Origin of the sequence: Labrenzia sp. OB1 (assembly GCF_001624695.1) — a bacterium.
Lineage (GTDB): Bacteria > Pseudomonadota > Alphaproteobacteria > Rhizobiales > Stappiaceae > Roseibium.
This window is the reverse complement of record NZ_JSEP01000003.1, coordinates 284,274-307,528: the sequence shown is the minus strand read 5'-3', so window position 1 is coordinate 307,528 and position 23,255 is coordinate 284,274. Positions and strand designations below refer to the sequence as shown.

General features: G+C 58.4%; 22 protein-coding genes. 15 read left to right on the top strand and 7 right to left on the bottom strand.

What is annotated here, in order from left to right; all coding sequences use genetic code 11:
* Nucleotides 1–271: 271 nt before the first annotated feature.
* From mnmG to OA90_RS05930, 4 genes are all read left to right on the top strand, one after another.
* Nucleotides 272–2,158 carry a tRNA uridine-5-carboxymethylaminomethyl(34) synthesis enzyme MnmG gene (mnmG, locus tag OA90_RS05945; protein ID WP_068408468.1) on the top strand — a complete coding sequence of 629 codons (1,887 nt, stop codon included), beginning with the start codon at nt 272–274 and terminating at the stop codon, nt 2,156–2,158.
* A complete protein-coding gene (gene rsmG, locus OA90_RS05940) occupies nt 2,158–2,814 on the top strand; it encodes a 16S rRNA (guanine(527)-N(7))-methyltransferase RsmG (protein WP_068408466.1) in 657 nt (218 codons plus the stop codon). The genes mnmG and rsmG overlap by 1 nt, the downstream gene beginning before the upstream one ends.
* Before the next feature lie 20 nt (nt 2,815–2,834).
* Entirely contained in the window at nt 2,835–3,659 is an 825-nt protein-coding gene (locus OA90_RS05935) for a ParA family protein (protein WP_068408464.1), read from the top strand.
* A 103-nt stretch (nt 3,660–3,762) separates the two neighbouring features.
* Entirely contained in the window at nt 3,763–4,668 is a 906-nt protein-coding gene (locus tag OA90_RS05930) for a ParB/RepB/Spo0J family partition protein (RefSeq protein ID WP_068408461.1), read from the top strand.
* Nucleotides 4,669–4,775: 107 nt separating this feature from the next.
* Here the strand turns inward: OA90_RS05930 and OA90_RS05925 are convergent, their stop codons facing one another.
* The 5 genes from OA90_RS05925 to OA90_RS05905 form a co-directional block, all read right to left on the bottom strand.
* The gene (locus tag OA90_RS05925) at nt 4,776–5,969 is read right to left on the bottom strand and encodes a hypothetical protein (RefSeq protein ID WP_068408458.1); all 1,194 of its coding nucleotides are present in this window, start codon (nt 5,967–5,969) and stop codon (nt 4,776–4,778) included.
* A 113-nt stretch (nt 5,970–6,082) separates the two neighbouring features.
* Nucleotides 6,083–7,123, bottom strand: coding sequence for a DNA polymerase III subunit delta (holA, locus tag OA90_RS05920; RefSeq protein ID WP_082836867.1), 1,041 nt, complete (start codon nt 7,121–7,123; stop codon nt 6,083–6,085).
* 131 nt (nt 7,124–7,254) lie between these two features.
* Nucleotides 7,255–7,833: a hypothetical protein gene (locus tag OA90_RS05915; protein ID WP_068408454.1), complete on the bottom strand. Its 579-nt coding sequence runs from the start codon at nt 7,831–7,833 to the stop codon at nt 7,255–7,257.
* On the bottom strand, nt 7,820–10,441 hold the full coding sequence (gene leuS, locus OA90_RS05910) for a leucine--tRNA ligase (protein WP_068408781.1): 2,622 nt from the start codon (nt 10,439–10,441) through the stop codon (nt 7,820–7,822). Before leuS ends, OA90_RS05915 begins: the two co-directional genes overlap by 14 nt.
* 152 nt (nt 10,442–10,593) lie before the next feature.
* The gene (locus OA90_RS05905; RefSeq protein ID WP_068408452.1) at nt 10,594–11,334 is read right to left on the bottom strand and encodes a hypothetical protein; all 741 of its coding nucleotides are present in this window, start codon (nt 11,332–11,334) and stop codon (nt 10,594–10,596) included.
* 215 nt (nt 11,335–11,549) lie between these two features.
* Here OA90_RS05905 and OA90_RS05900 point away from each other — a divergent pair, with 215 nt between their 5' ends.
* Together OA90_RS05900 and OA90_RS05895 are read left to right on the top strand one after the other, a co-directional pair.
* Nucleotides 11,550–12,221, top strand: a complete 672-nt coding sequence (locus OA90_RS05900; RefSeq protein ID WP_068408450.1) for a YggS family pyridoxal phosphate-dependent enzyme — start codon at nt 11,550–11,552, stop codon at nt 12,219–12,221.
* A gap of 310 nt (nt 12,222–12,531) precedes the next feature.
* Nucleotides 12,532–12,762, top strand: coding sequence for a hypothetical protein (locus OA90_RS05895; RefSeq protein ID WP_068408779.1), 231 nt, complete (start codon nt 12,532–12,534; stop codon nt 12,760–12,762).
* 95 nt (nt 12,763–12,857) lie between these two features.
* Here OA90_RS05895 and OA90_RS05890 read toward each other — a convergent pair whose 3' ends face one another.
* On the bottom strand, nt 12,858–14,297 hold the full coding sequence (locus OA90_RS05890; protein WP_068408448.1) for a TrkH family potassium uptake protein: 1,440 nt from the start codon (nt 14,295–14,297) through the stop codon (nt 12,858–12,860).
* A gap of 229 nt (nt 14,298–14,526) precedes the next feature.
* On the opposite strand from OA90_RS05890, the gene dctP reads away from it, so the two are divergent.
* From dctP to rimM, 8 genes are all read left to right on the top strand, one after another.
* Complete coding sequence (dctP, locus tag OA90_RS05885; protein WP_068408446.1) at nt 14,527–15,519, top strand: TRAP transporter substrate-binding protein DctP; 993 nt, start codon at nt 14,527–14,529, stop codon at nt 15,517–15,519.
* A 117-nt stretch (nt 15,520–15,636) separates the two neighbouring features.
* Nucleotides 15,637–16,146, top strand: a complete 510-nt coding sequence (locus tag OA90_RS05880; protein WP_068408444.1) for a TRAP transporter small permease — start codon at nt 15,637–15,639, stop codon at nt 16,144–16,146.
* Nucleotides 16,143–17,414, top strand: a complete 1,272-nt coding sequence (locus tag OA90_RS05875; RefSeq protein ID WP_068408442.1) for a TRAP transporter large permease — start codon at nt 16,143–16,145, stop codon at nt 17,412–17,414. The genes OA90_RS05880 and OA90_RS05875 overlap by 4 nt, the downstream gene beginning before the upstream one ends.
* Nucleotides 17,415–17,426: 12 nt before the next feature.
* Nucleotides 17,427–18,305, top strand: coding sequence for an isocitrate lyase/PEP mutase family protein (locus tag OA90_RS05870; protein WP_068408440.1), 879 nt, complete (start codon nt 17,427–17,429; stop codon nt 18,303–18,305).
* Between the two features lie 315 nt (nt 18,306–18,620).
* Nucleotides 18,621–20,180: a signal recognition particle protein gene (gene ffh / locus OA90_RS05865; protein WP_068408776.1), complete on the top strand. Its 1,560-nt coding sequence runs from the start codon at nt 18,621–18,623 to the stop codon at nt 20,178–20,180.
* Nucleotides 20,181–20,221: 41 nt separating this feature from the next.
* Complete coding sequence (locus tag OA90_RS05860) at nt 20,222–20,506, top strand: chorismate mutase (protein ID WP_068408777.1); 285 nt, start codon at nt 20,222–20,224, stop codon at nt 20,504–20,506.
* A gap of 18 nt (nt 20,507–20,524) precedes the next feature.
* Complete coding sequence (gene rpsP / locus OA90_RS05855; protein ID WP_068408439.1) at nt 20,525–20,941, top strand: 30S ribosomal protein S16; 417 nt, start codon at nt 20,525–20,527, stop codon at nt 20,939–20,941.
* 87 nt (nt 20,942–21,028) lie between these two features.
* A complete protein-coding gene (rimM, locus tag OA90_RS05850) occupies nt 21,029–21,571 on the top strand; it encodes a ribosome maturation factor RimM (RefSeq protein ID WP_068408437.1) in 543 nt (180 codons plus the stop codon).
* Here rimM and OA90_RS05845 read toward each other — a convergent pair.
* On the bottom strand, nt 21,532–22,053 hold the full coding sequence (locus OA90_RS05845; RefSeq protein WP_068408435.1) for an antibiotic resistance protein VanZ: 522 nt from the start codon (nt 22,051–22,053) through the stop codon (nt 21,532–21,534). The two genes, rimM and OA90_RS05845, sit on opposite strands and share 40 nt — an antisense overlap.
* 269 nt (nt 22,054–22,322) lie before the next feature.
* Between OA90_RS05845 and trmD the strand changes: the two genes are divergently transcribed.
* Nucleotides 22,323–23,033, top strand: a complete 711-nt coding sequence (gene trmD / locus OA90_RS05840) for a tRNA (guanosine(37)-N1)-methyltransferase TrmD (protein ID WP_068408433.1) — start codon at nt 22,323–22,325, stop codon at nt 23,031–23,033.
* The last annotated feature ends 222 nt before the right edge of the window (nt 23,034–23,255 follow it).

The following is a 23,255-nucleotide window of genomic DNA, read 5'->3' as shown; positions in this document are numbered from 1 at the left end:
TGGCTGCGAGTCGGTTCAGGTCCGGAACATGTTTCACGTGAATCCGACACGATTGTTGCAAGCTGAAGCGGGGTACCCGCGATGCGGCGCGATCGCCCGCGGTAATTCTACTTTGACGTAGCAGGGCGTGCGCCGTATAAGCTTCGCAAACATGTGCCGGATATCCTGCATGTGATAGTCTGGCGTGAGACGCCGGAGCACGATCCCAAAATCGATCTGGATAATGTGAGCGGCTCAAGGTCGCCGAAGTGCCTTGCAGGCGGTAGAGATAATGAGTGAGCTGGACAAGAAATTCGATGTCGTGGTTATTGGCGGTGGGCACGCCGGCTGTGAAGCTGCCGCCGCCGCTGCCCGGCTCGGTGTGTCAACGGCCCTCGTCACTCACAGGTCCGACACTATCGGAGTGATGTCCTGCAACCCGGCAATCGGCGGCCTGGGGAAGGGGCATCTGGTTCGCGAAATCGATGCGCTCGACGGACTGATGGGTCGTGTGGCCGATCAGGGGGGTATCCAGTTCCGGATGCTCAATCGCCGCAAGGGGCCTGCCGTGCGCGGCCCGAGGGCCCAGGCCGACCGGAAGCTTTACCGCGAAGCCATGCAGCGCGAAATTTCGGCGATTGATAATCTGACTGTGGTTGAAGGCGAGGCGCATGGATTACGGTTCGATGGTGCCGGAGACGACCGGACCGTTTCCGGTATCGATCTGAGCGATGGCCGGATCGTTTCCTGCAAGGCAATCGTTCTCACCAGCGGCACCTTTCTGCGCGGCCTGATCCATATCGGTGACAAGAAGATCCCTGCAGGACGCTCCGGCGAAGCTCCCGCCATGGGGCTGTCTGCTTCTCTAGAGGAGATCGGCTTCGACCTCGGCCGTCTGAAAACCGGAACTCCGGCCCGGTTGGATGGACGGAAGATCCATTGGGACCGGCTGGAGGAACAGCCTGGTGATGACGATCCCGTACCGTTTTCCACGTTGACGGACAGGATCACGACACCGCAGATCCCGTGCCACATTACCCGCACGACCCCGGAGACTCATCGGATCATCCGGGAAAACCTATCCCGTTCAGCGATGTATTCCGGCGAGATAAAGGGCCGGGGGCCACGCTACTGCCCGTCGATCGAAGACAAGATCGTCCGGTTCGGGGATCGGGACGGGCATCAGATCTTCCTCGAGCCGGAAGGCCTCGATGATCATACGGTCTATCCGAACGGTATCTCGACCTCGTTGCCCGAAGACGCGCAGATCGCTTTTCTGAAAACGATCCCGGGTCTTGAAGATGTGGTTGTCCTGCAGCCTGGCTACGCGATCGAATACGATCATGTCGATCCGCGCGAGTTGCGGCAGACGCTGGAAGCCAAACGCTGCCCGGGACTTTATCTCGCCGGCCAGATCAACGGTACGACCGGCTATGAGGAAGCGGGAGCCCAGGGTCTCGTTGCAGGGCTCAACGCCGCCTTGCGGGTTGCTGAAAAGCCGCCGTTCATCGTAGACCGGTCTCAGGGCTATATCGGTGTGATGATCGATGACCTGGTTACCAGAGGCATCACCGAACCCTACAGGATGTTCACCTCCAGAGCAGAATACCGTTTGTCGCTTCGCGCCGACAATGCCGATCAGCGGCTGACACCGCTGGGCATTGCGATTGGCTGTGTATCTCCAAACCGGCGGGAGGCCTTCGAGACAAAGCTTGCGTGTCTGGAAGAGGCGCGGGCGCTTCTGACGCGCCTTGTGGTGACGCCGTCCGAGGCGCAGAAGAGAGGGCTTCCGGTCAATCAGGATGGTATCCGCCGATCCGCCTTTGATCTGCTTTCCTATCCGAATGTGACTTATGACGGGCTAACACTCATCTGGCCGGAACTGAAGGACATAGATCCGTCGATTGCCGAACAGGTGGCGACGGACGCGCTGTATGCGGTTTATCTCGACAGGCAGATGGCCGATATCGAAGCTCTCAAGCGCGATGAAGCCTTGAAGATCCCCGATGGTTTCGATTACGAAGCAATTTCAAGCCTTTCAAATGAAGTCCGGCAGAAGCTGTTGGATGTCCGTCCGGCAACCCTCGGTCAGGCCTCGCGTATGGATGGAATGACGCCTGTGGCGCTCACGTTGATCCTGTCGTATCTGAAGCGGAACGGTGAACGGGGAGCCGCGTGATGCGCAAACACGAGGTGTTGAGTTCCTCTGGACAGATTGTGCATAAGTTTGGGGATGTTTCACGTGAAACTCTAGAGCGTCTTCAGGTCTATGTGGACCTTGTTCTCAAGTGGCAGCCCGCGCAAAACCTGATCGCGCCGTCGACAATCCCGGATATCTGGACCCGGCATGTAGTCGATAGTCTCCAGACTCTCTGGAGTTATCCAGAGGCAAGGACCTGGGTGGATATCGGCAGCGGTGCCGGATTTCCCGGAGTGGTCACGGCGATCCTCCTGGCTGACGATCCCGAAGCTCATGTGCATATGATCGAGAGCAATCAACGCAAGGCCGCCTTTCTGAGAACGGCGCTTCGGGAGACGGGTTCGAGCGGCACGGTTCATCCAGGCAGAATTGAATCGGTTGCGAAAGACTGGTCCTCGGGAAAGGTGGATGCTGTCTCGGCCCGTGCATTGGCGCCGTTGGAAACGCTTTTTCAGCTTTCCGAACCTTTCACGAGGGAGGGGGGGAAAGCTGTTTTCCACAAAGGTCAGGATTTTCAGAGAGAAGTTAACGAAGCCTCTGCCCGTTGGGACTTCGATCTGGTAGAAAAGGTCAGTGTTGTAGATCCAACGAGCCGGATGCTTCTTTTTTCAGAAATTTCAGCCCGGTCTGAGTAGCCCAGGAAGGTCTGGTGGCAATGAACATGCTTCCCGAGTCGCCGCGCGTTCTCGCGCTTGCAAACCAAAAAGGCGGAGTGGGTAAAACCACGACGGCCATCAATCTCGGGACGGCTCTGGCTGCCATCGGGGAAAAGGTTCTGGTGATCGATCTCGATCCTCAGGGCAACGCGTCAACCGGCCTGGGGATCGAACGCCGGGACCGCGGCCTGTCGACCTATGAGGTCCTGAGCGGCGACTGCTCGCTGGCGGAAGCCGTGCGCGAAACGACTGTGCAGCGGTTGTGGGTCGCGCCCTCAACCATGGATCTGCTCGGTCTGGAACTTGAGATCGCATCGACCACCGACCGGGCATTCCGGTTGCGGGCCGCGATCGAAGCGCTGAGCAAGTCGCGGCTGTTTCAGGAAATCGGCTTCACTTATGTTCTTGTCGATTGTCCGCCGTCGCTCAACCTCCTGACCATCAACGCCCTTTCCGCCTCGCATTCCATTCTGGTTCCTCTGCAATGCGAATTCTTTGCGCTGGAAGGTCTCAGCCAGTTGCTCAGCACTGTTGAGCAGGTGAAGAATGCTCTCAATCCGGAGCTCAGCATTCACGGTATCGTGCTGACCATGTACGACAGCCGCAACAATCTCTCCAGTCAGGTGGTTGCGGATGTGCGCGAGACCATGGGCGACGCCGTTTACGACACCGTCATCCCGCGCAACGTTCGTATTTCGGAAGCGCCGTCCTACGGCAAGCCTGTGCTCCTTTACGATCTGAAATGCGCCGGCAGCCAGGCCTATCTGCGACTCGCTTCGGAAATCATCCAGCGTGAGCGCGAATTGCGGCGCGTGGCTGCCTGAGCCGGTTCGAATCGGGTGCGAACCGATGAATAACGCGCGTGACAGCATTCGAGGCGCAGCTGTCCCGTCCTAATACGTTGAAATATAAGAAGAAAGGTGCGGTATGGCGGAAAGAGACGTCAAGAGCAAGCGTTTGGGCCGTGGCCTGGCGGCCCTGATCGGGGATTCGGCTCCTGAAGCGGCGGCGGAGCCGGAAAAATTCTTTCGCGACACGCGCAAGGTGCCGATCGAACATATTGAGCCCAATCCGCGCAATCCGCGTAAAACCTTTACCGACAAAGACCTTGGCGATCTCTCTGAATCCCTGAAGTCCAAGGGCATCGTTCAGCCGATTCTGGTCCGGCCTGCCGCTGGCAAAACCGACCGTTTCGAGATCATCGCGGGGGAACGCCGCTGGCGGGCGGCGCAGCGCGCCGGTTTGCACGAAGCTCCGATCATCATTCGCGATGTGACTGACCAGGAAGCGCTTGAGCTTGCCATCATCGAAAACGTTCAGCGTGCCGATCTCAATCCGATCGAGGAGGCGATGGGCTATGAGCAGCTCACCGCCGAGTTCAGCTACAGCCAGGGCGAACTGGCGAAGGTCATCGGCAAGAGCCGCAGCCATGTCGCCAACACGATGCGGCTCCTGAAGCTTCCCAATTCGGTGAAGGATTATCTGGCCGAAGGATTGCTGACGGCCGGGCATGCGCGCGCCCTGATAACCGTTGACGATCCCGCGGCGCTGGCCGAACTGATCGTGGAAAAGGGCCTGACGGTTCGCGATGCCGAGAAGATCTCTCAGGACCCGGATGCGCTCGCCAGAATGAAGGGCGACAAGGCACCCGGCGAAAAGCCGCAAAAGGATGCCGATACCAAGGCTTTGGAGAAGCGTCTCAGCGACACGCTGGGCCTGAAAGTAAGCGTCGGACACAAACCGGGCAAGGAAACCGGCGACCTAAAAATCAAGTACACGTCTCTGGAACAGCTCGACGAACTGTGCCGTAAACTCGGGGTCGAAAACCGCTAAGCCATTCTAATATCTCTTAGAATTTCGTTTCCAGGTCCCTGCCATGCGGTGGGTGCCTGGAAAGACCTGCGGTGTTTCGCCGGGCTGCTTTCCAGTTCGTGGCAGGTCTACCTGTATTTCAGCATGTCCGGGAAAAAGTTGTATTTCAGGGAATCTTCAATGAGCTGCAAGGTCAGTTTTCTGTCCGGAACATCGCTCTTCGACATAATCGCCTCTTCGATCTTCTCACCCAGTTTGACCCAGCCTTTGTTTATGAGAGATGGAATGCGCTGAAGCGCGTCGTTTATTTTCCTGTCCAGGCCCAATTCGTTGGCAATATAGGCAAGTGCTCCTGAAATAACCAACGCCCCCACGATCAGGCTGCTCGAGGCAACCAGTCCCGTGCCGATCACGAGTCCCGTTGTCAGGCCGATAGCCCACATGATGAGCTGGGTGATCACCGTAATGATTCCCGTGGTGGCAAAAGTTCCGAGCAAGTCTCTCCATTGCCGTTCATCGTCGAAAAATGTCGATATCAGTTCCATGGGGACGGTGAAGATTATGTTGAGTTTGAACCCGTATTTCAGATTTTTGACCTGATCCTGCAATGCCAGGCCCAACTCCGCCACCTTGGGGTTGGATGGCAGGAACTTGATGCCCGGAAGGAGGGGTCTCAACCCGGCTCTGCCCGTGATCACGACATACAGCTTGCCGTTGACCAGCTTGACCTTTGCTTTTTGACCGACGCCCAGTTTGGAAAAGAAATCCTGTCTGTCTGCTTCACTTTTCAGGGCTGCGACAGTATCGGCAAGGCTGGGAAGCGGGCCTTCGCCTTGTGCACTGGACTTGAGTTTTTCCAGCGCCAGGATTCCGAATTCCTCTAGGCTGAAAATGCCTACATCTTCCCTGCCCGCAGCAGCACCGGTGCCTGCGTCCAGCGTAGTCAGTCTTTCTTTTTCAGCTTCCGCATCCAAAGAATATTGGTGATTCAGATAGTCAAACAGATCCTGCGACAGCTCGATCGCCCAGAACTTGAGTCCGATCTTCCTGGCGACACGCCCGACTGTCTCTTTTGGATCATCTTCCAGAACGCATAAAGGGCCATCTTCCAAAGTTGCGAATTTGAATTTCTGGATCTCCGCATCCGTCATCATGAGAAGGTGTTTGTTGAAGCGTGCGAGAAAATCGTCGCCGTCTCTGACGATAAGACGGGCAATACCCGGAAACTTCAGAACATAGTCGAACTGTTCGGGTGTCCCAATGATGAGAACCGATGCCGAATCTCGAAAAACATAAGTAAAATCAAGCCAGGTACCGAGCATGCCGACCGCCTGTTAATAGGTATTTCCGGAATACTATTCAGTCTGATTTCGTTGCACAAGAGAGCGATGTTCCCCCTCTGGCGAAGGTATCGGCGGCCGGGTCCCGACGGGAATCAGCGCCGCTGGTTGCGGGCTCTTGCGGCACGGCCCACCGTCAGCAACGCTTCGGACAGAACCGGTACCCCAAGCGCGTCGTTCAGCCGCGAAATTCGGGTTGCTTCGCTGAGAATGCCCATCGCGCGTTCGAGATCCTTCAGCGACCATATGCGCAGCTGCTGCGTGAACCCCGCCTTGCGGGCGAAAAATATCGGAGGCCGTTGGCTGTCGACGACCTGTTGCGCATTCCTGCCGCTGTCGATATCGATTCGCATCCGGTGCAAATGCTGGAAATGCTTCAGCGCCTGATTTGCGATCACCGAGGCCTTGGAGCCGGCTTCCGACAGCCGTTCAAGACCGTGATCGAGCAGGCCAAGATTGCCGGATGCGGCGGCGTCGATCAGCTCGGAGGTCTCAAATGCCGAAGCGTCGCCGATAATGGCTTCGATGTCCTCGCTCTCGATCCTCCCCTTGCCGAGGGCATAAAGGCAGAGTTTCTTGAGCTCACCACGGCTGGCCATGCGATCGCCACCCAGAAGGCTGTGCAGCGCGGAACGGGCCTCGCGGGTGATGGTCAGTCCGGCTTCCCTTGTCTCGTCGTCGATCAGCTGATCTATGCCGCGATCGTTGTCTGCGTAACAGGGCAGTGCGACGGCGCGCTTGTGGGTTTCGACGAGTTTGCGGAGGCCGACGCCTTTCTTGATGTCGCCGGCTTCCAGAACGACAAGAGTCTGCCAATCTGCCAGGTTGAGGACCGGTTCCAGGGCGGGATTGAGATTTTTACCGCTTGCGTCCTTCACCCAAACGATCCGCCGCCCGCCAAAGAGGGGCACGGTCAGTACTTCGTCGATCAATCGATCCGGATCCGAGCTGATGTCGGATGCGTCGATCTTGATGAGATTGAACGGATCGTCTTCGCCTTCCGACGCCTTTTTGACGAGACGCGCTGCCCGTTCGGAGACGAGGCCGGTATCGGGTCCGAAAATCAGAACGACTCCGCCATCTGCTGGCGGGTTGGAGACATAACGGTCAATTTCTCCGGCTTTCAGGACGGTCAAGACCGGTGGGCTCCCACGATTAGCTATTGTCCAGAGCATCCCGTGTGCGGATGACCGCTGGGAGAATGCTCCGGAACGTCCATACGGGTCAACAGTGAGGCCTCAATCGCTTCCGATTGCAGGTTCCTACCTCAGGACCGGCTGGCGAAATATCCGGCAATCCGGGCTGAAATATCGTCGGCAACGGCCTTCGCCACCCGTTCCTGCGCATTCCGATAAGCCCGTGTGTTGGCAAAGCGCTGACTCGAAAAGTCATAGGACGCGGATTTGAAGGCCCGGCCGGTCAGGAGTGTTTCGTCTGTGTTGAGGTCGCTGAGCACGAACGTCGAGTTCATCGTTGTCGTGTAGGCGGAGGGAACGTCCGCAAACCGTTCCACACCAACTTCCGAGCTGCCGACATCCATCAACACTTTCAGGCGGTATCTCTTCTTCTCCGGTGAACCGGCACCCCGTTCAAACCTGTAGATAAGCTCGTTATAGAGCACCCGTGAGGCATCGTCGTTCGCGAACTGACTGGGAATGGAATCAAGATCGATTGCCGCCATTTCCGCGGTGACAGGTGAGGTGCCACCACCGAATTCCCCGGTGCTTGTGCCGTAAAGGGGGCGTACCTGACAGGCGCTCAACGTCATGACCACGCCAAGGGCGGCGCAAAGGGTAATGCGCCGAAGCATGTTGCTGCTCCTGAAGATGTTGTCAAACAACGACATTCACGATCCTTTGCGGTACCACGATGAGCTTTTTCGGCGAACTTCCAGCCAACGCCTTCTGAACGATGTCCAGCGCCAAGGTAGCAGCTTCGACCTCCTCTTTGGAAGCCTCTTTTGCAATGGTCAGTTCACCGCGCCGCTTGCCGTTGATCTGGATCGGGTAGGTGACGGACGCCTCGACGAGAAGAGCTTCATCCGTTTGCGGCCATCCGGCTTCGGAAATCAGGTTGTCGTGACCGATCGCGGACCAGCATTCTTCCGCCAGATGCGGCATCATCGGCGCCATCATATGCACCAGAAAATCCGCGGCCTCGCGGACCGCATATTCCATCGAGGTATCATCCAGGTTTTCGTTCAGAGCCTTGCCGATCGTGTTGACGAACTCATAGAGCCGCGCGACCGCGCGGTTGAAACCAAGGTTCTCCAGATCGTTGGAAACCGCGGCCAGGGTCTTGTGGCTGGCGCGGCGCAGCTCCAGTGCCTTGCCGGACACTTCCGGGGCGTTGCCGCCGCGCGGCTCGGTCTTTTCCGAGATGTCGCCGATCAGGCGCCAGACGCGCTGCACGAACCGCCAGGCGCCCTGAACACCGTCCTCGGTCCAGATGACGTCGCGTTCCGGGGGGCTGTCGGACAGCATGAACCAGCGCGCGGTATCCGCGCCGTAGGTGTCGATAATGTCTGTCGGATCGACTGTGTTCTTTTTCGACTTCGACATTTTTTCAATCGAGCCGATGGAGACTTCGTCACCGGTTTCCAGCAGAACCGCCCGCCGGCTGCCGTTGTTGTCCTCAATACGGATTTCGGCAGGGGAGACCCAGCTTCCGTTGGCGCCCTCTCCAAGCCGATAGGTTTCATGGGTCACCATTCCCTGGGTGAAAAGACCCTTGAAGGGTTCCTTGAGGTCCAGGGCACCGACCTTCTGCATCGCTCTTGTGAAGAAGCGTGAATAGAGCAGGTGCAGAATCGCATGCTCGATGCCGCCGATATACTGATCGACCGGGAGCCAGCCGTTGGCGGCCGCGGGATCGGTCGGCTGGTCGCAGTCCGGAGCGGTGAAGCGGGCGAAATACCAAGAGGAATCCACAAAGGTGTCCATGGTATCGGTTTCGCGTCTCGCCGGCTTGCCGCATTTCGGACAAGTGGTCTCGCGCCAGGTCGGATGGCGGTCGAGAGGATTGCCGGGCTTGTCGAAATTGATATCTTCCGGCAGTTCAACCGGCAGGTTCTCATCCTTTTCCGGAACAACACCGCAGTCATCGCAGTGAATGACCGGGATCGGGCATCCCCAGTAGCGCTGGCGCGAGATTCCCCAGTCGCGCAAGCGGTAATTCACCTGGCGCGCGGCCTGAGGAGCACTGTCAACCGTGACTGTCTCCAGTCTGGCTGCAATGGCTTCCTTCGCGTCGGGAATGGACAGTCCGTTCATGAAGTCCGAATTGAAGATGATGCCCTCATCGGTAAAGGCTTCATCGCCGATCTCGAAGGAAGCCGGATCGGCCCCGTTCGGCAGGACGACAGGGTTGACCGGCAAGCCGTATTTGCGGGCGAAATCGAGGTCGCGCTGATCATGAGCGGGGCAGGCGAAAATGGCACCCGTTCCGTAGTCCATCAGGATGAAGTTGGCGACATAGACCGGCAGCTCGACAGAGTTGTCGAGGGGATGCTTGACGCGGAGACCGGTGTCGATACCCTTCTTCTCTGCTTTTTCGATCGCTTCTTCTGAGGTGCCGACCCTTCGGCATTCCTCGATGAAGGACTTGAGCTCCGGATTGTTCTCCGCAAGTCTGACCGAGATCGGATGATCGGGGGAGAGACCCATGAAAGACGCGCCGAACAGGGTGTCCGGGCGTGTCGTGAAGATCTCCAGGGTCTTGTCACCCGTCGGTGCGGCATTCGTGAATTCGAAACGAACGCGGAGGCCCTCCGACCGGCCGATCCAGTTCTTCTGCATCAGGCGTACTTTGTCCGGCCAGCGGTCCAGATCGTCAATCGCCTCCAGCAGTTCCTCCGAATAATCGGAAATGCGGAAAAACCATTGGGTCAGTTCACGCTGCTCGACAAGCGCACCCGACCGCCAGCCGCGGCCGTCAATCACCTGTTCGTTCGCCAGCACGGTCATGTCGACCGGGTCCCAGTTGACCTTGGCGTTCTTGCGGTAAACCAGACCGGCCTCGAGGAATTGCAGGAAGAGCCGCTGCTGTTGGGTGTAGTAACCGACATCGCAGGTCGCGAACTCGCGGCTCCAGTCGAGGGACAGACCCATGATCTTGAGCTGGTCGCGCATGGCGGCGATATTTTCGTAGGTCCAGTCCTTGGGGTGAACCTTGTTCTGCATGGCGGCGTTTTCCGCCGGCATACCGAAAGCGTCCCAGCCCATCGGGTGAAGAACGTTGAAGCCCCTGGCGCGCTTGTAGCGGGCGACGACATCGCCCATGGCATAGTTGCGCACATGGCCCATGTGAATGCGCCCGGACGGATAGGGGAACATTTCAAGGACATAATATTTTTCGCGGGGATCGTCGTTGTGAGTGACGAAGACGTCCTTGTCGTTCCAGATCTTCTGCCAGCGCGCTTCCACTTCGCGCGCGTTGTACCGTTCCGTTGCCATCAAATGCGCCGTCTGTTCCTGCCGCCTGAACCGGCGGAATTCCTGAAAGAGTGACTGCCGGACTGTCACCAGATATCAGGTCCGGGGTCAACATGTGAGAAGAGATTGATCTCGCTGTTGCCTGTTTATGTCGCAATGCCGCATTCGTAAAGCTATCGGATCGCAGATCCGGGAGGAGAAATACCTGCCTGAGCAGCATATGTGTCCCAGATGTCCTTCATCCGGGCACCTTCCGGGTGAGCTTTGCTGAAAAGAATGTAAAGCGGAAAGATACGGATCGGTTCCGACATTGCTATGGATTCCGATTCGTCTGTCAGCACGGCGCGGCTGTGTGCCAGGCCAACCCGGTCGATTTCGATATAAAGGTCCGCCCGGCCGTGGGCGAGCATGTTCCACGCCTGTTTTTCCTGAGGTACCGACTGAAAGAGGACACCGGCTTTTTCGAGTGGTGCCTGGTACCAGTAGCCGGGAATGCCGACAACCGTCAGCCCGCGTGACTTGATTTCCTCGAAGGTCAGGTTTTCAAGGCCGTCCGGGAACCGGTCCTCGCGGTAAAAATAGACATATCTGGCCAGATCTATGGGAGTTTCCGGGTAGATGAAGTCTTCCGTCCTTTCCTTTTTGTAGATCCAGGAAAAAGTCGCGGGCATGCTGCCGTGTCGTGTCATTTCCAACGAGCGGAGCCATGGGAAGAACTCGTAGTGAACATCGTGTCCGGCAGCCCGGAAGGTTTCGGTGACCTTTCGTGCGTGCAGTCCATAGCCGGGCGCGTCGCGTGACGTGAAGGGTGGCCAGTCGCCGATTGCAAAGGTGAAGGTTTCCGACTTCGCGGCGGTGCTCTGGAGAACGAGCGCGAAGAACACTGCAAATGCGCGAACGCCAACCGGGGTCATTCGCTGTTCCGGGAATGATGCTGGTTCATGGTGGCGGATGGTGGGCAAAAGAAATGAATAAAAGCGTAAGACCGGCCTGCAAATGAGAGGAACAACAAGAAGAGTTTGAAGGGATTTTCATGAATCTGCTAAGAGGTGACAGGATGGCGACCGGCGTCTCGTCCCCTTGCCGGTACCGTCTCCCATTCAAAACTGCCGTCCAACTGGAGCATTTCATGGTGTCTGCAACCGAACGTCTGGAAGAGGTCAAGGCCGATATCCGCAGCTCCGAGACCGTATATGGCAGCAAGGAGGGGGCGGTTACCCTGATCGCGGTTTCGAAAACCTATGACGCGGATGTCATCCGCCCTGTTCTGGCGGCTGGACAGCGTATCTTTGGTGAAAACCGGGTCCAGGAGGCTATGGGCAAATGGCCGGCGCTGCGTGAAGAATTTGACGGGATCGAGCTGCATCTGATCGGGCCGCTGCAATCAAACAAGGCGAAGGAGGCCGTGGCGACCTTCGACGTCATTCAGACGATTGACCGGCCGAAAATCGCCAGGGCCCTGAAAGCGGAAATGGACAGGCAGGGAAGGGATCTGCCCTGTTTCATTCAGGTGAATACAGGCGAAGAGGCTCAAAAGGCGGGCATCGCTCCCAGGGATGTCGATGCTTTCGTCAAGGATTGCCGGGAAGAGGTTGGCCTGAATATCGTCGGGCTGATGTGCATTCCGCCCGTGGATGAAGCGCCGGGAGAGCATTTCGCGCTTCTTCAAAAGGTCGCCGGGCGCAACGGCTTGAACCAGCTCTCCATGGGCATGTCCTCAGATTACAAGACCGCCATCGGCTTCGGTGCGACCTGTGTTCGTGTTGGTTCGGCGATTTTCGGCGCGCGGGATTATGCCTGAGTGCCCGGCCGGATAGCGGGAACAAACGCGTTGATTGTAATTTGCGGCCGTACATCCGCCTGAAACCGTCGAAAGTGACATGATTTCGACCGGCCGATGGCTGAATTGGCATTGTCAGTCACAACAATGCCGTGACCTTTCCCAAGAGCAGCCCTTCGGCAGCCGGGATCTGCAAGCAGTGTCTGGGTGTTCCGGTTCAGCGGGTCGCAGGGGCTCGGTGGATGGACGGAACGCAAGGCTTGCCAGCTTGGGCCGATAGATGCTCACCGGCGCGGACAAGCCTGAAAACCAAACCCTTGGAGGTCATTTCATGTCCAAACGTCTTACAGCTGCTCTTCTTATCGGTGCTTTCACAGTTTCCACCGCAGCGCTCGCACAGGGCATGTCGTTTGATGCTGTCGACAGCGATCAGAACGGGTTCGTAACCTTCGAAGAAATTTCGGCCGCAGTGCCGAGCCTGTCCCAGGACGACTTCATTGCCGCCGACATGAACCAGGACAGCCTTCTCGATCCGGACGAATTCGCAGCCGTCCAGCCGTAATTCCGGTTTCGGGCAGTTACACCTTCCGCTGTGCCCGCAGCCGGATAACCTGACCACTGCCGGGAAGAATATCCCGGCAGTGGTTTTCTGTGCGGTCAGTCGAGCCAGAAGTCCGGCGTCAGCAACAGAATTGCGGCTATGATCTCAAGCCGACCGATAATCATTTCCACCGCCAGGAACCACTTGGCGGTATCCGGCAACGTCTGAAATGTTCCTGACGGGCCGATGATATTGCCGACACCGGGGCCGACATTCGCCAAAGCCGTGATCGATGCGCTCAATGCGGTCTCCAGATCGAGATCCAGCATCATGTAGATCACGGAAAATGCCGCGAAGGCACCGGCGTAAAGAACAGCAAAAACCAGAACTCCCTCCAGAACGTTGCCGGAGACCGCATGTCCCTGATAGTGCGGCTCCACAATCCGGTGCGGGCGTACGATCCTGCGCAACAGAGAGTGCACATAGCTGTTCAGGATCGCGATACGGAACATTTTGAAGCCGCCGGCAGTCGAGCCGCTGCAGCCTCCGAAGAAGGTCAGGACGAAAAAGATAGCGATCACGGCCGGTCCGAACTGCAGATAATCATTGGCGGCGTAGCCGGTCGTCGTGATGACGGAGACAACATTGAACACCGCCAGCGTGAACATGTGGAACGGTGTGTCATGGACGATGAAACGTTCGAAGTAAAAGACGCTGAAGGAGGCCGCGGTCACGAAGAAAAGCAAAAGACCGATCTGAACGTTCCTGTCGAAATGTCTGCGTTCCAGGCTCCTGATCAGATAGAGAAACGGCAGGCTGGACAAGAGCATGAACAGGCTTGCGACCCAATAGACCGCTGTACCGGAAAACTGCGAAAAGGACCGGTCGGAGGTGGAGAAGCCTCCCGTCGAGACTGTTGTCATGGAATGGACGATGGCGTTGAATATGCTCATGCCGCAAAGTCGGTAGAGAATCAGGCACCCGAGGGTCAGGCTGCCGTAAAGCAGGAGCAGCCGATAGACGAACGGCGCGATCTTGCCGTAAGGCTTGCTGGTTTTTTCCGACGATTCCAGCGCAAAGAGTTGGCTGCCGCCGACCCTCAGCCCGGGCAGCAGCCAGATTCCGAGAGCGATGACCCCAATTCCCCCGACCCATTGCAGCAGGGCGCGCCACAGCAGGATGCCGGGTGGAAATTCGTCAAGGCCGGTCAGCACCGTCGAACCGGTTGTGGTCAGTCCCGAGGCGGCTTCAAAAAACGCGTCCGTAAAGCTGATTCCCAGACCGCTGAAATAGAAGGGAACGGCTCCGGCGAAGGAAAAAGCGAACCAGGAGGCGTTTACGAACACAATCGCCTCGCGAAAATGGGTCGGCGGTTTTTCTCCCCGAAAAGCCATTGTCATCAGCAGACCGGCCGTTCCCAGAACCAGACCGGACACGAGAAAGACTCGCCAATCCGGATGCGCTGCAAATGCGTCGGCAATTGCGGGGACGATCATCAACAGGGAAATCAGAATGAGCAAACGGCCGATAGGTAAGGCTATGGCTCGAAAATTCATTTACCGAGCATCCGGAATGGACGGCTGTCTGCAGGGCAGTCGTGCGGTTTCAGATAAGGTTCTTATCTGCTCGTGCATCGCAAAATGCAAGGAAGCGGATCCCCGGGTGGCGGCAGGCGCATTCTCGCAGGAAGCCTTCCAGCCGTATTGACCATGAAATGTGCTTTTGCAAGAGTGGCTGCCGAGTCCTTTCGTATCTGAAGCGAAAGGCTTTTTTGGGAGGAACAAGATGAAAGTATTATCCTGGGCGCTGGGCGCCGCAGTGGCACTCGGCCTGTCGGCCGGTTCGGCGCAGGCTGCCGATACGACGCTGCGTATTTCGCTGCAATTGCCGCTGACGAGCCATCTGGGCCAGAATCTTCAGCTCTTCAAGGAGGAGGTTGAAAAGACCTCGAACGGCGATATTGCCGTTGAAATCTATGATTCCGCGCAGCTCTACAAGGACAAGGAAGTCCCGGCTGCGGTCGGCTCCGGCGCTATCGAGATGGGGGTCGCTTCGCTGACGCGTTATGTCGGCGACGTATCCGCGGTCGACATCTTCTATCAGCCGTTTCTCTTCGACACGGAAGAGAAGGTACGCGCGGCTGTAGCACCCGGCTCGCCGGTACGCGGCCCTCTCGACGAAGCCATCGCGGAAACCGGTTCCACCGTGTTGTGGTGGCAGGCCTATGGCGGAGCGATCATGCTTTCCAAAGACGGTCCGGTCAAAACTCCGGCCGACATGAAGGGCAAGAAAGTGCGGGTCTTCGGCAAGACGCTCGGCGACTTCGTTACGGCTGCCGAAGGTGCACCGACGCTGATTTCCGGCTCAGAACAATATCTTGCCTATCAGCGCGGCACGGTGGATATCGGCATGACAGGCGTCTCCGGTGTCAAATCCCGCAAGCTGTGGGAGGTGATGGATACGATCACCGTCACCAACCATGCCGATATCGAGTTCATCGTTGTGGTGAACACGGATTTCTGGAACGGGCTGCCGGAAGAGCACAGGGCAATCATCGAAGCCGCGGCGCTTAAGGCAGAGGCGGATGTGCGCGACCGGATGTCCAAAATCGAGGCCGAGGCTTATGCGGAGGCCGAGAAAAACGGCATGACCATCTATGCGCCGACGCAGGATGAGCTCGAAGCCTGGAAAGCGGTCAGCCAGCCAGTTTACGACGCCTATGTCGAAAAGTCCGGCGATCTCGGCAAGACAGTGATGGACGCGGCAAAAAAACTCTGACGCGGAAACACCACCTTTTGGCGGCGGCCGGATGTTCTGCCGGCTGCCGCCAGCTTCCGACACTATATTCGAATTTGAACCCTCCGGTGGCTGCAGCTCCCGGTGCCGGGGAATGCCATGAAAACCTTTTCGCATCTGTTGAAGGCGCTTGCCTGGATCGCGGCGCTGCTGTTTTTCGCCGCCGGAGGCATGCTGACCTACGAGGTCACGGCGCGATATCTGTTCGTGGCCCCGACCATCTGGGCCGCGGAATTGTCCCAGCTCTGCCTCATCTGGGGAACCATGATCGCCATGCCCTGGCTGCTTCAGGCCAACCGTCACATCGCCGTGGATGTCATGACCGACCGGATGGGTCCACTGGCGAAAACTGTCTGCCGGTTGCTGTCAATGGCCGTCGTCGCGCTTCTCAGCGCCGTCGTCGCCTGGAAGGGTGGCGGCATCTTCCTTGAGTCCTTCGAGCGCGGCCGAACCACCGGTTCGATGCTGGATATGCCGACCTGGGTATCGGAACTGGCGATCCCGGTCGGTTTTTCGCTGTTGTTCCTGCAGGCGCTGATCGAACTCATGCGGACGCCGGGTGGACATGGCGACGTTGAAACCAAACGGGACGGCGAGGTTTCCGCATGACAGTCGTGCTTATCCTCGTAGCGCTGTTCGCGCTGTTGCTGATCCGGGTGCCGGTGGCGTTTGCGCTGGGCGGGCTTGGCCTGGCGTTGCTGATGCTCGGCGGATTTTCGCCCCTGATGGCGCCACAGGCGATCCTGTCGACCCTCGACGGCTTCATCCTGCTGGCCGTACCGCTGTTTCTGCTGATGTCTAACATTCTGCTGAAAGGGGGTGTCGGCCGGGACCTGTTCGCGGCTGTTCACGCCTGGGTCGGCCACTGGCCGGGCGGCCTTGCGGTCGCCACGATCATCTCCTGCGGTATCTTTGCCGCGATTTCAGGATCCTCCGTCGCCACGGCCGCGACAATCGGCACCGTGGCGATACCTGAGATGATCGGCCGCGGCTATCAGCGGCGGTTCGTCTACGGGCTGCTGGCGGCCGGCGGTACTCTCGGCATTCTGATCCCGCCTTCCATCCCGATGATCGTCTATGCTTTCGTGACCGAGCAGTCGGTGCTGGACCTGTTCCTGGCCGGAATAGGGCCGGGGATCTTACTGGTGGTGCTGTTCATTGCCTTTTCAATGATCTATGCGCGCTGGTTCGGCGGATTTACGCCGGAGCCGGCGGCGGAATGGCCCGAACGTTTGCGGGCGACGCTCAGGGCCCTGCCGGCTGTCCTGCTGGCGGCATATGTCATCGGGGTGATCTATACCGGTGCCGCGACGCCGACGGAGGCAGCCGCGCTGGGTCTTGCCGGTGCACTGGTGATCACGCTGGCGATGCGACGCCTGAGCTGGACCGGTTTCCGCGAGGCGATCTTCGAGAGCATGGCAACGACGGTGGCCATTCTTCTGATCGTCGCCGGTGCAAAGGTGTTCGGCAAGGCAATCACGCTCTATCGGATTCCGCAGGAGATTTCGGTCTTCATCGGCCAGAACATTGATACGCAGCTTGCCTTTATCCTGGTGGTTTCGGTCGTGCTCCTGATCATGGGGCTTGTGTTCGAGGCACTGTCCATGGTTCTGATCATGACGCCCGTGCTGTTGCCCGCTGCGATGCTGCTCGGTTTCGACCCGATCTGGTTCGGCGTCTTCATGGTGGTGATGGTGGAATGCGCGCTGATCACACCGCCGGTCGGGCTTAATCTCTATGTCATTCAGTCGGTTGCCAAGGCCAGCCTGACGGATGTTTCACGCGGTGTGCTGCCGTTCCTGCTGATAATGCTGCTCTCGGCGGCCATTCTTTACGTATGGACCGACCTTGCGCTGTATATCCCCTTCAAACTCTGAGGTTTTCTGATCATGCCGTCTCCGGCCGAAACTCTCCGCGCCCTGCTGGCGCAAGACACGCTTCATGTCATGCCGTGCTGCTATGACGCGCTGTCGGCGAAGCTGATCGAACAGGCGGGTTTCGATCTGACTTTCATGTCCGGGTTTGCCGCCTCGGCATCGCGTATCGGAGAGCCGGATCTCGGGCTGATGTCCTATGGTGAGGTGCTCGATCAGGCACGGAATATCACCGACGCCGTGCGGATCCCGCTGCTGGCCGATGGCGATACGGGCTACGGCAATGCCATGAATGTGCGCCGGACGGTTGCCGGAATGGCAAAGGCCGGCGCGGCGGCGGTGATGATCGAGGATCAGGCCGCGCCGAAAAGATGCGGTCATACGCCCGGCAAGGCGGTGGTGAGCCGGGAGGAGGCTTTCGACCGGATCCGGGCGGCGCAGGATGCCAAGGAGGCGGGCGCCGATATACTGATCCTTGCACGCACCGACGCCCGTCACGACCACGGTCTTGGCGAGGCGATCACCCGGGCCGCGAAATTCAGGGAACTCGGCGCGGATATCCTCTTCGTCGAAGCGCCGAAAACCGTCGATGAAATGTCGGAAATCTGCCGCGAGCTGCCGGGTCCGAAAATGGCGAATATTGTAGAGGGCGGCGAGACGCCGGACCTGTCGCACCGGGAACTTCAGGACATCGGCTATGCGATCGCCGCCTATCCGCTGACCTTGATGGCCAGCGCCATGAAGGCGATGGTGACGACGCTGGAGAAACTGAAGACGGATCAGGACCGCACGCCTGATCTTATGGATTTCAAGGAGCTTCGGCAGAGGATCGGCTTCAACGACTATTACGAAGCGTCCGCGCACTACGAGACGTCGCGGCGGGATCTGAAATAATCCGGGATGACATAGACGGTTATCCCGGATCCATAGGACACAAGTCGCGCCGGTCCTGGACAATGGGCCGTCTTCCTTGACTCTCCATATGCTTTCAGGCATAGACCCTCCAACTCCATATGAGTGAGCAAAAATTCGATCCGCCGACCGGGACCCGCACAGGTTTAAAGAGTTCCCGGAGGTCAACACCCGACAGCGCGATGCGCCCTCGGGTGTCAAACTGCTTTGCGCAGTTCGATCCGGTTGGAAATGATGGACGGCTGCCCATATGGTTCGGGAGACTTCCCGAAACCGACGACGCTCAAGGACCTATTGATGTTTGAAAGCCTGTCCGATCGACTAAGTGGTATTTTCGACAAGCTCACCGGCCGTGGTGCGCTTTCGGAAAATGACGTCAACGAAGCGCTGCGCGAGATCCGCCGCGCGCTGATCGAGGCTGACGTTGCCCTTCCGATCGTAAGGTCCTTCACCGACAAGGTCCGCAACCGGGCAGTTGGTGCGGAAGTCGTCAAATCCGTGACACCGGGCCAGATGGTCGTGAAAATCGTTCACGATCAGCTTGTCGAGATGCTCGGTGAAGAAGCTCAGCCGATCGACCTGAACGCGCCGGCGCCGGTGGCGATCATGATGGTCGGCCTGCAAGGCTCGGGCAAGACGACCACAACCGCCAAGCTCGCACGGCGTCTTACCCAGCGCGACAAGCGCAAGGTGCTGATGGCGTCGCTGGACACCCGCCGTCCGGCGGCCCAGGAACAGTTGAAGGTGCTGGGTGAACAGAACGGCATCGATACGCTGCCGATCATCGAGGGTCAGGGACCTGTCGAGATCGCCAAACGGTCGATGTCCGCCGCCAAGCTCGGCGGCTACGATGTGGTGATGCTGGATACCGCCGGCCGCATCCATATCGATGAGCCGCTGATGGTGGAGATGGCCGACGTCAAGACCGCCGCCCAGCCTCATGAAATTTTGCTGGTCGCTGATTCGCTGACCGGTCAGGACGCCGTCAATCTTGCCAAGAGCTTCGACGAGCGTGTCGGCATCACCGGCATCGCCCTCACCCGTATGGATGGCGACGGCCGCGGTGGCGCCGCCCTTTCCATGCAGGCGGTGACGGGCAAGCCGGTCAAGCTGATCGGGACGGGTGAAAAATCCGACGCGCTGGAAGACTTCCATCCCAAGCGGATCGCCGACCGTATCCTGGGAATGGGCGACATCGTTTCGCTGGTTGAAAAGGCGGCTGAAGCCATCGATGCGGAGCAGGCCGCGAAGATGGCGAAAAAGATGCAGAAGGGTCAATTCGACCTGGACGATCTCGCCGAGCAGCTCAAGCAGATGGAAAAACTTGGCGGCATGGCCGGCATGATGGGCATGCTGCCGGGCGTCGGCAAAATGAAAAAGCAGATCGAGGCATCCAATATCGACGACAAGGTGTTCAAGCGCCAGGTCGCGATTATTCAGTCGATGACGGCTGTTGAGCGCCGCAAGCCCGATATTCTGAAGGCGAGCCGCAAGAAGCGTATTGCTGCCGGATCCGGTGTTCAGGTGGCCGAAGTCAACAAGCTTCTGAAAATGCATCGCCAGATGGCCGACATGATGAAGTCCATGGGCAAGAAAAAAGGCATGCTCGGCAAGCTGATGGGCGGCATGGGCGGCGGCATGCCGGATGTCGATCCGAAAGAGCTTGAGGAAATGGCCAAATCCGGCCAGTTGCCGGGTGGCATGGAATTGCCGAAAGGTCTGCCGGGCGGCATGGCTGGAGGGTTGCCCGGTGGACTGGGCGGCGCCGGGCTGCCGCCTGGCATGCCGGGTCTTCCGGGCCTTGGCGGTCCGAAACTGCCCGGCCTGCCGGGTATGGGCAAGGGCAAGAAACGATGAGCACGAGCGAAGCCGAAACGCAGCTGGGTGAAAGCCCGGCCATGGAAGAACTGAAAGCGCTCAGGGCGTCCATCGACAATATCGACGCGGCGCTGATCCACATGCTGGCCGAACGGTTCAGATGTACCCAGAAAGTCGGCGTCCTGAAAGCAACCAACGACCTGCCGCCGGCCGACCCGGCGCGGGAAAAGATTCAGATCGAGCGGCTGCGGCAGCTTGCCTCCGACGCCAACCTCGATCCTGATTTTGCCGAGAAATTCCTGAACTTCATCGTTCGCGAAGTGATCCGGCATCATGAAGCCATTGCCGCTGAAGCCGGCAACTGAAAAACTGGAGAAAATAACATGGCTACAAAAATTCGCCTGGCACGTGGTGGTTCCAAGAAGCGCCCGTATTACCGCATCGTTATTGCAGACATCCGCGCTCCGCGTGATGGCCGCTTCATCGAAAAGGTCGGTTCCTACGACCCGATGCTGCCGAAGGATTCCGAAGACCGCGTCAAGCTCGATGTGGAGCGCATTCAGTATTGGCTCGGCACCGGCGCCAAGCCGACCGACCGTGTTCACCGTTTCCTGGATGCCGCTGGCCTCCTGAAGCGTGACGCGCGCAACAATCCGAAGAAAGCCGAGCCGGGTGCAAAGGCGAAAGAGCGCCTGGAAGCCAAGCGTCTTGCCGATGAGGCAGCAGCAGAAGCTGCCGCAGCGCCTGCGGAAGAAGCTGCTCCCGAGGCACCTGCAGCTGAAGAAGCCGCTGCTGAATAAGCGCAGCGATCATGGTCGAATTGACCTGTTCACAAGAGCAACCGGTCCGCGCCCGTGAGGGCGCGGCAGGGTTCGGGATCAGCTGAGATGAGCATATCGGACGATCAAAGAGTTCTGATGGCCCTGATCGGCGCGGCCCATGGCATTCGTGGCGAAGTCCGGGTCAAACCGTTCGGTGACGACCCGCTTTCCTTTACCGATTACGGCGTCCTGACGACGAAGGACGGCACACGCTCATTCGAAGTTGAAAGCGCGCGCGCGAAGAAGACGGTCGTGATCACCAAATTCAAGGGGATCGCTGACCGGAACCAGGCGGAAGAGCTGAACGGCGTTGAGCTATATATCCGCCGGGATCAACTGCCTGAGGCCGGGGAAGACGAATTCTACTATTCGGACCTGAATGGTCTCGCGGTCATCGACCAGTCCGGTGAGACGCTTGGGAAAGTCATTTCGGTGCAGGACTTCGGCGCCGGGGATCTCCTGGAAATCCGTCCCAGGCGGGGCGGGACATTCTACATCCCGTTCACCAGGGAATTCGTGCCGGAAGTCAGTCTTGCGGAAAAGCGCCTGAATGTAGACCTGCCGGAAAACTATTTTTCCGAAGGCGAGCCGGAACCTTCCGAAGGCTGACCGGAGAAATAGCGTGTCGGCACCGGTTCAAGCCCCATCTGACCCAGGTTCAGTTCTTCCGGCTGCTCATCCTGAACGGCCTGCCTGCTCTCCGAGCGGATAAGCGCGATCAGCGCAACGATCAGCGCTACCCCAACGCCGTTGGCGACAGTGTCGGACAGCGACATTTCGTGATGTGGCAGAAGCCCTTGGACAATTTCACCAGCGATTCCCAGGCCGAAGGCCAGCACCGCGGAAATGCGCAAGCGGCAGCAGAAAAGGGCATGGATGCTCAGGGTCAAAAGGGCAAAAAATCCAATATGGATGACCTTGTCGTAAGGGTGCCCGACGCCGGTGTTGAACACCAGCCCCGCCAGGACGCCGAAAATTATCAATACGGCCAGCGGTGCGACGCGGCTGAAGGAAATATCCAGATAGTGCCGGTCGATCCTGTCCTGTAAAAACGCGGGGATCTTCACTCGCAATGAAGGGAATTTGGGCACTGTGGAATATCCGGTTGACTTAATTCTCAACGATCGCATACGGACCCTTAACCAGAACTTTCTCCTGGATAAAATAACCCGTTGACCGGATTTCTTTTGTCGGTCTGGTTAACAGTTTCCTAGGGCGTAAACTCATAAATGAAGTTGAAATGGCATGGGAAATGGCGAAACCCCGTTAGGAAGCGTGCGATGAGCGGGCACAAGACGCTCAAGAATCAGGTTCAGGAGTGGTCTAAAGTACCGGCGCGCGATTATCGGCAGGGACACTCATGACCTTCTCAGCATCAGTTCTGACGCTTTATCCGGAGATGTTTCCGGGGCCGCTCGGACACAGTCTCTCCGGGCGGGCGCTTGAGAAGGACCTGTGGCGGCTGGAGGCTAGCCAGATCCGCGATTTCGCAACGGACAGGCACCGTTCCGTGGACGATACTCCGTCCGGTGGAGGAGCCGGGATGGTTCTCAGGGCGGACATACTGGCAAAGGCGATCGATGCCGCCTCCCCAGCCGGGGATCCGCGTCCGAGACTGCTGATGAGCCCTCGCGGGAGGCCGTTCACGCAGGCGCGGGCGCATGAGCTTGCGGAGGGACCCGGCGCGATCATCATCTGCGGCCGGTTCGAGGGGGTCGACCAGCGGGTCATCGATGCGCGCGGCCTGGAGGAGGTTTCCATCGGCGACTACATTCTTTCCGGAGGCGAAATTGCCGCGTTTACCTTGCTCGACGCGGTCGTCCGGCTGATCCCGGGGGTGATGGGCAACATGGAAAGTGCCGAGACGGAGAGCTTCGAGACGGGATTGCTGGAACACCCGCACTATACCCGCCCGGCTGACTTCGAGGGCCTGTCCATTCCGCAGGTGCTGACGTCCGGCAATCACCGGAAGATCCACGAGTGGCGTATGGCGGAAGCCGAAAGCCTCACGCGCGAACGGCGGCCGGATCTGTGGGAAGCCTATATGGCGGACGAGGACGACGTGGATTGAAGAATCCGCATGACATTCGCGGATAACTCCTGTATACGCCCGCGGAAGCTGGGCGAAGGTATGTCTCCTTTCGGGGGACCTGCTTTTCGACAATGAGCTCCGGGGTTTCCGGAAATCTCATGAAAATCCGGCGGATATGCAACATGGCCCAGAGCTGGTGAATTCGTTCCCTGACTTTCGGAGAACGCTCTGACCGCTTTGTAAATGAAAAGGGAAACATGC

Excerpts from the sequence above, each read along its gene's own strand:
- mnmG (WP_068408468.1), top strand. The coding sequence starts at position 272 with ATGAGTGAGCTGGACAAGAAATTCGATGTCGTGGTTATTGGCGGTGGG.
- rsmG (WP_068408466.1), top strand. The coding sequence starts at position 2,158 with ATGCGCAAACACGAGGTGTTGAGTTCCTCTGGACAGATTGTGCATAAG.
- OA90_RS05935 (WP_068408464.1), top strand. The coding sequence starts at position 2,835 with ATGAACATGCTTCCCGAGTCGCCGCGCGTTCTCGCGCTTGCAAACCAA.
- OA90_RS05930 (WP_068408461.1), top strand. The coding sequence starts at position 3,763 with ATGGCGGAAAGAGACGTCAAGAGCAAGCGTTTGGGCCGTGGCCTGGCG.
- OA90_RS05925 (WP_068408458.1), bottom strand. The coding sequence starts at position 5,969 with ATGCTCGGTACCTGGCTTGATTTTACTTATGTTTTTCGAGATTCGGCA.
- OA90_RS05915 (WP_068408454.1), bottom strand. The coding sequence starts at position 7,833 with ATGTCGTTGTTTGACAACATCTTCAGGAGCAGCAACATGCTTCGGCGC.
- leuS (WP_068408781.1), bottom strand. The coding sequence starts at position 10,441 with ATGGCAACGGAACGGTACAACGCGCGCGAAGTGGAAGCGCGCTGGCAG.
- OA90_RS05905 (WP_068408452.1), bottom strand. The coding sequence starts at position 11,334 with ATGACCCCGGTTGGCGTTCGCGCATTTGCAGTGTTCTTCGCGCTCGTT.
- OA90_RS05900 (WP_068408450.1), top strand. The coding sequence starts at position 11,550 with ATGGTGTCTGCAACCGAACGTCTGGAAGAGGTCAAGGCCGATATCCGC.
- OA90_RS05895 (WP_068408779.1), top strand. The coding sequence starts at position 12,532 with ATGTCCAAACGTCTTACAGCTGCTCTTCTTATCGGTGCTTTCACAGTT.
- OA90_RS05890 (WP_068408448.1), bottom strand. The coding sequence starts at position 14,297 with ATGAATTTTCGAGCCATAGCCTTACCTATCGGCCGTTTGCTCATTCTG.
- dctP (WP_068408446.1), top strand. The coding sequence starts at position 14,527 with ATGAAAGTATTATCCTGGGCGCTGGGCGCCGCAGTGGCACTCGGCCTG.
- OA90_RS05880 (WP_068408444.1), top strand. The coding sequence starts at position 15,637 with ATGAAAACCTTTTCGCATCTGTTGAAGGCGCTTGCCTGGATCGCGGCG.
- OA90_RS05875 (WP_068408442.1), top strand. The coding sequence starts at position 16,143 with ATGACAGTCGTGCTTATCCTCGTAGCGCTGTTCGCGCTGTTGCTGATC.
- OA90_RS05870 (WP_068408440.1), top strand. The coding sequence starts at position 17,427 with ATGCCGTCTCCGGCCGAAACTCTCCGCGCCCTGCTGGCGCAAGACACG.
- ffh (WP_068408776.1), top strand. The coding sequence starts at position 18,621 with ATGTTTGAAAGCCTGTCCGATCGACTAAGTGGTATTTTCGACAAGCTC.
- OA90_RS05860 (WP_068408777.1), top strand. The coding sequence starts at position 20,222 with ATGGAAGAACTGAAAGCGCTCAGGGCGTCCATCGACAATATCGACGCG.
- rpsP (WP_068408439.1), top strand. The coding sequence starts at position 20,525 with ATGGCTACAAAAATTCGCCTGGCACGTGGTGGTTCCAAGAAGCGCCCG.
- rimM (WP_068408437.1), top strand. The coding sequence starts at position 21,029 with ATGAGCATATCGGACGATCAAAGAGTTCTGATGGCCCTGATCGGCGCG.
- trmD (WP_068408433.1), top strand. The coding sequence starts at position 22,323 with ATGACCTTCTCAGCATCAGTTCTGACGCTTTATCCGGAGATGTTTCCG.